Origin of the sequence: Okeania sp. SIO2B9, from assembly GCF_010672505.1 — a bacterium.
In the GTDB taxonomy this organism is placed as follows: Bacteria; Cyanobacteriota; Cyanobacteriia; order Cyanobacteriales; family Microcoleaceae; genus Okeania; species Okeania hirsuta.
In genome coordinates this window covers 1-7,096 of sequence record NZ_JAAHGK010000255.1, presented here as the reverse complement: position 1 = coordinate 7,096, position 7,096 = coordinate 1, and the positions used below count along the sequence as shown (strand labels likewise).

Here is a 7,096-nt window from a genome sequence, read left to right as displayed (position 1 = left end):
TCAACAGGCAACAGGCAACAGCTCATCTGGGGGAATAAAAGACCGATAATACAAGACTTTTAGCTATTGGACAGTTCTTGTAATTTGTAAATATGCCAGCGCACATTGCTATATCATTTCCGGATAAGAGCGCGATAGAACTCCGTTCCGTTTTGGCGACCAAAAAACTTTCTCCTTCTACTCCTGTTTCTTCTCCTTTCTTCTCTCCTGACTCCTGACTCCTAAGGTAAGCATTCAACGTTTCAGCAGTCAGCGCTTCCCTGCGGGATGCTACACAAACAGCAATTATTCATTAATGGATAATGGATAATTACCTCTCTCTAAAAGCTATCCCTGATCAGGAACTTCTGCAAACCTTGTGGGGAGAAGGTGAGTAGAGAGTAGGGGGGTAGGAAGAAAGAGTCAATTTAGCTAGGCAAAACTACTTAAGTTCTCAAAAAAATCTACTTTCCAATACATGATTTTTGAAGAAAAAGCCTCTCAAGCACTCACACATAACTTGTCTATTTTGTCACAAAATGGATAGCTCTAAAAGGGAGAGGATTTACCAATAAGGAAAAAGTTTATTTTTTCCCTGAAAAGGCAGCCTAATAAAGCTGAATTGTTTAATTATTTAATTATTTAATTATTAATTATTCGGTAATGAATAATTACTTCTAAGGTTTGGTCCTGGGACTTTGGCAGTAACTTTTTATTCTTTTTCAATTTCAAAGGTTGCTTTTACCTTCCCCAAAAATTAATAGCTAATAGCTGGCTCCTGACTCCTGTTCCCCTCCTGGGAGGGGTTAGGGGTGGGTTGACTCCTAAGTAATTAAGATTAATACCACATACTAATTTACTTCAAAATTTCTGTTAAAGCATCAAGTAACATTTGATTCTCTTCTTTAGTACGGACAGCCACTCGAAAATAGCGATCACCCAATTCTGGAAAACTCAGACAATCTCTAATTAAAATTTTATGCTGTTTCAGTAATATTGTCTGTAGCCAGTCAACGGACTTTTGTGAATAAACTAATAAAAAATTGGCTGCACCGGGATATGGTTGTAACCCCGGTAACTCCGCCAACCCTTGGAATAACTGGGGACGAGCATCTGCCAACCAATCCCAAGTTAGCCGTTGAAATACTTGGTCTTGTAAAACTGCTTGAGCCGTGGCAATAGCAAAAGTATTTACAGGCCAAGGGTCTCGCCATTGTTGCCATTCCCGAAGGCGTTCAGGATGAGAAATTGCATAACCCAAGCGTAGTCCAGGTAAACTATAGAATTTAGTCAAAGAACGTAAAATGACCAAATTCTCAAATTCTGTCACCAATGGCACTAAGCTTTCTAGTTGAGGCGGTGGTAAGAAGTCCATAAATGCTTCATCTACCACTACCAAACCGAACTTTTCTAAATAAGGGACAATTGCTTCAGGCTTGATCAACATTCCCGTAGGATTATGAGGATTATTGAGAAGTAGTCCTTTATTAGTATCAGCTCCTATGTCCAACTGAGGTAATTGCGATCGCCCGACGATTAAGGGACATTCAACCACATTAGCGGTAAAAGTTTGCAAGGCACGTCGATAATCACCAAAAGCTGGCGTTACCAAATAAGTTTTCTCCAGCTTTGACAAATCTAGGGCAGCCCAAGTTAATAATTCGGCCGCACCATTGCCAGGCAAAACCCACTCTGGAGCCAAAGGAGGATGTGCTAAACTCAGCGCTCTCTTTAACTCCTGATAGTTGGGGTCTGGGTAAGCTGTGAGTTTGCCAATCTGAGTTTGAATGGCATGGATAGCCGAATCTGGTGGCCCTAGAGGATTAATACTGGCAGAAAAATCAAGAATAGCAGATATTGGACAACCTGCTATTGTGGCTGCCCAAGCTAAATTTCCTCCGTGTACTGGTTTAGTCAAAGCTGGATATAGTTATTTACCGTTTTTGTCTGCAACTAACTCTTTGAAAGATTTACCCGCAGAAAAAGCAGGCACTGTAGTTTCAGGTATTTCCATTTTGTCACCTGTTTTGGGATTACGACCTTCCCTGGCTTTGCGTTCTCTTGATTCAAATGAACCAAAGCCCACTAGGGTCACTTTATCTCCACTGGCCACAGCTTCCATAATAGCTTCTAGGGCTGCACTAAGTACAGCATCTGCTTGCTTTTTAGTGACATCTGCTTTTTTTGCAATTTCGTCAACTAATTCGCCTTTGTTCATTGAGATACTCCTTTTTAATTTGGACAGAATGTTCTAGCAGGGTTTAGTTTGCTGCAAGTAAATCTAAAGTTCAGGCAAGCAAAGTCTTGGGATACCATAGATAGGTTTTCAACTATTAGGCTTTTTGTGATTAACTTCAACCTTTTGTTTCTCCTATCAAAACCTCAGACCCTTTGACTGATAATGGTTTCCCATATCCTCTTGCCTATCATAAGCGTGAGTGTTAGGGATAACATCAGGATTTTTTTGCTGAAAACCCCATATAATCTAGCTTTCACTGGTTTATTCTAATCTGTGCTTGGGTGATCTGGAGCGGTGAAACCTTTAATTTATGTAGATTTCTTAGACTTCTTTAGTTTTTAATTATATTTTGGGCCTAAAAAAACTATTCTAGATTGATTAAAGGACTTTTTTTCAATAGATTGTCCGATCTTTGTGGCGCGTTAAATATTATTTTGTGAAGCACCCTCTAAAGTTAAGGTTTTTTCTCTAACTATTTGCTCATCTAGGATCAAAAATTTCCATTGGTTGATTAGTGGAATCTGGTTTTGTGAGATAGTAATTAAAACTAAGACGTTTGAGTTTTTCACCGCTCTATTAAACTGACCCCAAACCACCCAAATCTAGACTTAACTGGACATAGGTAGTTTTGGCGTTAACTTCTTGTTTCAACGTGGCTTTAGTTTGGTAATTAAAGGCTTTGTCCACTCCGCAGGCAATCCCGGTAGAGCTTACCGTTTGACTTGGTAGAGTCGGATGGAAATATTCCTTCAAACCATCGTTCTATATTCTTGCTAGCGTTTAAAATTAAAGTCAGCTGCCTAGGTCTAGCCCACTTCCAAAGGTATTTCCATACCCTGTAGTTTATATAGTTAAAGGTTTCTTTACTTACTGCCCCTTGATAGTAGTTAGCAAAACCTGTTAATTTGGGATTTAACTTGGTAATGAGATTTTCTTGTGACCATGAACCACATGATTTAATTGTTCTACCAATTTGTTGACAGAATTCTAGTACCTTTTCTTTCTGGGGTTTAATCAGTAGTTTGCCGTTATATTTACCTAGATTGAACCCTAGAAAGTTAAATCCATCCCTGATGTGAACTATCCTTGTTTTCTCATCGCTGATTTGTAGCCCTCTTTCATATAGCCATTGTTTCAAAGTTTCTCGGATATTTTCCAAAGTTTCTCTGTTGTTGGCTGTCACAATCAAGTCATCTGCGTATCTGATTATGCCCAACTTACGTCTTTTGGGTAGCTTGACTGAGTTAATCAGTTGTTCTAGTCCATGTAAGCCTATACTGGCGATTAATGGACTAATTACTCCTCCTTGGGGGGTTCCTTCATGTGTTGGATTGTATGTTCCTTTATCAATGTATCCTGCCTTCAACCACTGCTTGATTGTTTTCCTAGCTGGATGTGTTCCAACTAAGTTGAGGATGGTTTCGTGGCTTACATTATCAAAGAATCCTTAGAACAGAATATATTGCTACTAATGGCCTAAGCAAATGCAGTAAAGATGATATATAATTTGAATATTAAACGAGATGGAAAATTGAGGAATGTCACAGATAAATTAAGCAATTAACAGGTATCGGCTTCTGTGAATGTCGTCTGAGAAAAATTCAAATAAATCGTATTGCTTGTGGAATGTTAGTCTGGAATTTTGTCAAAAGATTAGCAGTGAAAATAGGAAAAACTATTGCTCAAGTCAAACATGAATTACTCTCAGATTATCTGCTCCAAGACCTGAAGAAGCCTACAATAAAATTCAGGGCTATTTTTCATTTGATAGACGTTTTTTATCGGGTTTTAACTATGGTAATTGTCTTGACGCGATCGCGCTTGATTTTTCAGTGTTAGCGGAGCTTTGCGTAAGTCCTGTAATAATTAAAGTTGTCCCGGAGCGGTTTTTTTACCTGTTGAGGCAGTTGAGAATGTAATATCAAATCCGGTTAAACAGCCATAGAATGGTTAAGTCAGGAGTCCTCAGTCCTCAGTCCTCAGTCCTCAGTCCTCAGGAGGAGAAAGAATTACAAAGATAAACGTAGTTATGGCGATTGAAGATTTTTTTTATGTCCAATTAAACGGATTTGATATAATACATCTCTAATCTTCTCCATTACCCCTGATTCTCTCCACTGAATGTAGCTGCCAAAATACTGTGGAATAAGGAGGTAAATCCTGGGGTAAATCAGACCAATTACAACCATTCTTCAGTTGATAGAGTACACTGTCCAATATTTGTCTTTTGCTCCATTTTGTAGGACAAGTTTTCTTTTTTTTTTTGCAGGTTCAATCAGAACCCATTTTTTGTCTGTTAAACTACTTGAAGACTGACATTTACCCAGCTATTGGTTATGAGCATTGGCGATCGCTACTTAACTAGCTACTTAAATTTATGGGGTTGCACATTCTGGAATGATATTGCCAAAAATTAGTTTAGACTTTGACTAAAAATAACCATTAATTAATCATTCTAGCAATTGATTAATCCACAATCCAATTCAATCAAAAATCTCAAATCTTTCGTCGCTGTGCAACGCCAAATTTATGCCTTTTCCTCAAAAGATACCAAATGGGTTCTATAGACCGAGTCTGTTTTCCAAAGTTTAAAAAACCTCTCTTGGTCGCCATTCCCATGGCGAGTAGACCTCCCTGAGCTCCAACCGCTTGCGACTACCGTCGTCGCGGGGTCGCACCGCTTTCTTATCTTTAAACCTTTTTTTTACAGTTATCGTAAAATCTAGATATCGCAGACCATACCCTTTCCGCCACCGACTGTCTGGCCATTGAATTGAGTTCAGAAGCAAATTTAAACTCTTTAGCTAATACTTTGCAATATTTATTAAGATCGTACTTACCTATTTTATCATGATCCATCCAATATCTTAAGTACTTATTTTGAATGAATTGAGATGTACGAATGCATCATTTATTGCTTTGTATTGTGCTGGTTTAGCTTTAACTTTGAACTCATAGATTATCATTTATATCGACCTACTTTAATTAACTTTATACTTATAACTATAGTATAAAAATATTTAATTGTGTATGTTTTGAGTTAAATTAATTGTTAAAATAGGTAAGATAGTTTGCGATTTGCGTTTACGGAGCATTCCGAAAGAAAGCTCCTCTGGAAGAGTCAGCATTCGTTAGGAAATCACCTATTTTTACCTTGGGGAGTCCATCTATTTCCGCTCTAAAGAGATGGGGTTTTATAGTGGACAAAACCCTACGTTTCGATAAAATGGTAATGATCGCCTACTTGTGAAAAATAAACATCAAAACTATTATGTGAATAAAGTTGCCTTAATAAATAATCTTTCAAAAGCGATCGCTATGCTAAAAACACAAGCAATTCTGTGGCCGAGTTTAATAACAGTTGTCTCTTTATTCATGTATTTTATTGTGACTATTAATGTTGGTAGAGCTAGAGCAAAATACAACATTATGCCTCCTCAAATGACTGGAGAGCAAAATTTTGAACGGGTATTAAGAGTACAACAAAATACTGTAGAACAAATAATTTTATTTTTACCGTCTTTGTGGCTATTTTCTATATTTATTAGCCCACTATGGGGTGCTGGTATTGGTACAGTTTGGGTAGTGGGGCGAATTTTATTTGCTTGGGGTTATTATCAGGCTGCAGAGAAGCGAACTTTAGGGTTTGGTATTAGTTCTTTAGCTATTATAACTTTATTGATAGGTGCTTTAGTAGGAATTTTACTACCCCTATGGAAAATTATTTCATAGCTATAATAAGTAGATAGAGGTTAACATAGTCTCTATCTATTTTGATTTTTTGCATAGATATATGAGGTAAAAATAATGTCTAAAAAACAAGTATTTAATATTAATCAAAAACTTTTCAACCAACTAAATGATTGGCAAGAAAAAATGGAAGAGAAACAAAATACAAAAGCAGAAATCGAGGCCAAAATTAGTCAAATCACAAAAAACAAAAAATCAATGATGCGCATAAGGAAAAACAGTAAGGAGTATTAGAGCAATTCCTAAAAATAATGATATATTTTTTGAACACTTCAGTTATTCATAAATAAGTCAGGAATAGTAATGTTTTTAGCAATTATTAGCAATGAAATAAAGATAGATTATTCCTTATATTCCTACTCTTTGCTACCAACTACCTGCTCTCAATAAGATGTAGCAAAAATTTTGATATTTGATATTTGATACTAATCATAATTTAGAGCTGATTTGTAAACTTAGCTAAAACCCTGATTTCATCTAACTCTCAGGGATTTAGGCATTATTGGACTATAACTCCCAAAACCCTTGTATTGCCAGAAATTCAGCCTCTTAATATTTACTTTATAAATCAGCTCTTAGGGTGACAAACTAATTGAAAAATTTTATCCTAATATTATGTCTGCTTAAATTAGTAACAAAAAACTCTACTGTCTCTTATTTTACTTTTTTTCTCCTCCTTAATTATACCAAATCCGGTTCTCAAAAATACTTTATAGAATGTAAGATTAAATCCTCTCCTAATTTTTCCTACATCCTATATCCCCATCTACATAAAAGGATATTCTATAAACCGGGTTTAGTATTATAGGAAGTCGAAGCAAAGGTTAGGAAATATCAAAAGCTTAAAATTCAGACAACGCAAGATTTTTCAAACTTCCTTCTTCCTTGTGCTATACCTATTAACTCAGCTTCAACATCATTAATTTTCCCATGTTTACGATTCAACTTGATATACAAATATACAAAAGATTCCACCTTTGTGAGGTACACCCATAGCGGGCAAGATTCCCGTACTACAAACATTTAATTGTTAATATCTGTACTTCATATACTTGGAATTTGCTGTAACTAAGCAGACATAATACTACAGCAAATTTCAGGATAGTAAGGTAAACTTTAAGAATAATC

At 36.4% G+C, this 7,096-nt stretch carries 7 protein-coding genes and 2 pseudogenes; 3 read left to right on the top strand and 6 right to left on the bottom strand.

The annotated features are described in order from the left end of the window. Window positions 1-835 precede the first annotated feature (835 nt). The 4 genes and pseudogenes from cobD to F6K13_RS11450 all read right to left on the bottom strand — a co-directional run. Window positions 836-1,897 carry a threonine-phosphate decarboxylase CobD gene (gene cobD / locus F6K13_RS11465; RefSeq protein ID WP_287287415.1) on the bottom strand — a complete coding sequence of 354 codons (1,062 nt, stop codon included), beginning with the start codon at window positions 1,895-1,897 and terminating at the stop codon, window positions 836-838. Between the two features lie 12 nt (window positions 1,898-1,909). Further along, window positions 1,910-2,197 carry an HU family DNA-binding protein gene (locus F6K13_RS11460; RefSeq protein WP_094671573.1) on the bottom strand — a complete coding sequence of 96 codons (288 nt, stop codon included), beginning with the start codon at window positions 2,195-2,197 and terminating at the stop codon, window positions 1,910-1,912. Between the two features lie 691 nt (window positions 2,198-2,888). Beyond that, a complete protein-coding gene (locus F6K13_RS11455) occupies window positions 2,889-3,233 on the bottom strand; it encodes a group II intron maturase-specific domain-containing protein (RefSeq protein WP_275670369.1) in 345 nt (114 codons plus the stop codon). Between the two features lie 36 nt (window positions 3,234-3,269). Then, window positions 3,270-3,650: pseudogene (locus F6K13_RS11450) on the bottom strand (reverse transcriptase domain-containing protein); the annotation flags it as partial. 194 nt (window positions 3,651-3,844) lie between these two features. Between F6K13_RS11450 and F6K13_RS11445 the strand changes: the two are divergent. After that, a complete protein-coding gene (locus tag F6K13_RS11445; protein ID WP_287287413.1) occupies window positions 3,845-4,057 on the top strand; it encodes a hypothetical protein in 213 nt (70 codons plus the stop codon). 246 nt (window positions 4,058-4,303) lie between these two features. Here F6K13_RS11445 and F6K13_RS35090 read toward each other — a convergent pair. Beyond that, a pseudogene (locus F6K13_RS35090) lies at window positions 4,304-4,465 on the bottom strand (transposase); the annotation flags it as partial. Window positions 4,466-5,536: 1,071 nt separating this feature from the next. Here F6K13_RS35090 and F6K13_RS11440 point away from each other — a divergent pair. Beyond that, a complete protein-coding gene (locus F6K13_RS11440) occupies window positions 5,537-5,950 on the top strand; it encodes an MAPEG family protein (RefSeq protein WP_124144894.1) in 414 nt (137 codons plus the stop codon). 75 nt (window positions 5,951-6,025) lie between these two features. Next, entirely contained in the window at window positions 6,026-6,202 is a 177-nt protein-coding gene (locus F6K13_RS11435) for a hypothetical protein (protein ID WP_287287411.1), read from the top strand. A 615-nt stretch (window positions 6,203-6,817) separates the two neighbouring features. On the opposite strand, the gene F6K13_RS11430 is transcribed toward F6K13_RS11435, so the two are convergent. Further along, the gene (locus F6K13_RS11430; protein WP_287272806.1) at window positions 6,818-6,991 is read right to left on the bottom strand and encodes a hypothetical protein; all 174 of its coding nucleotides are present in this window, start codon (window positions 6,989-6,991) and stop codon (window positions 6,818-6,820) included. Between the last annotated feature and the right edge of the window lie 105 nt (window positions 6,992-7,096).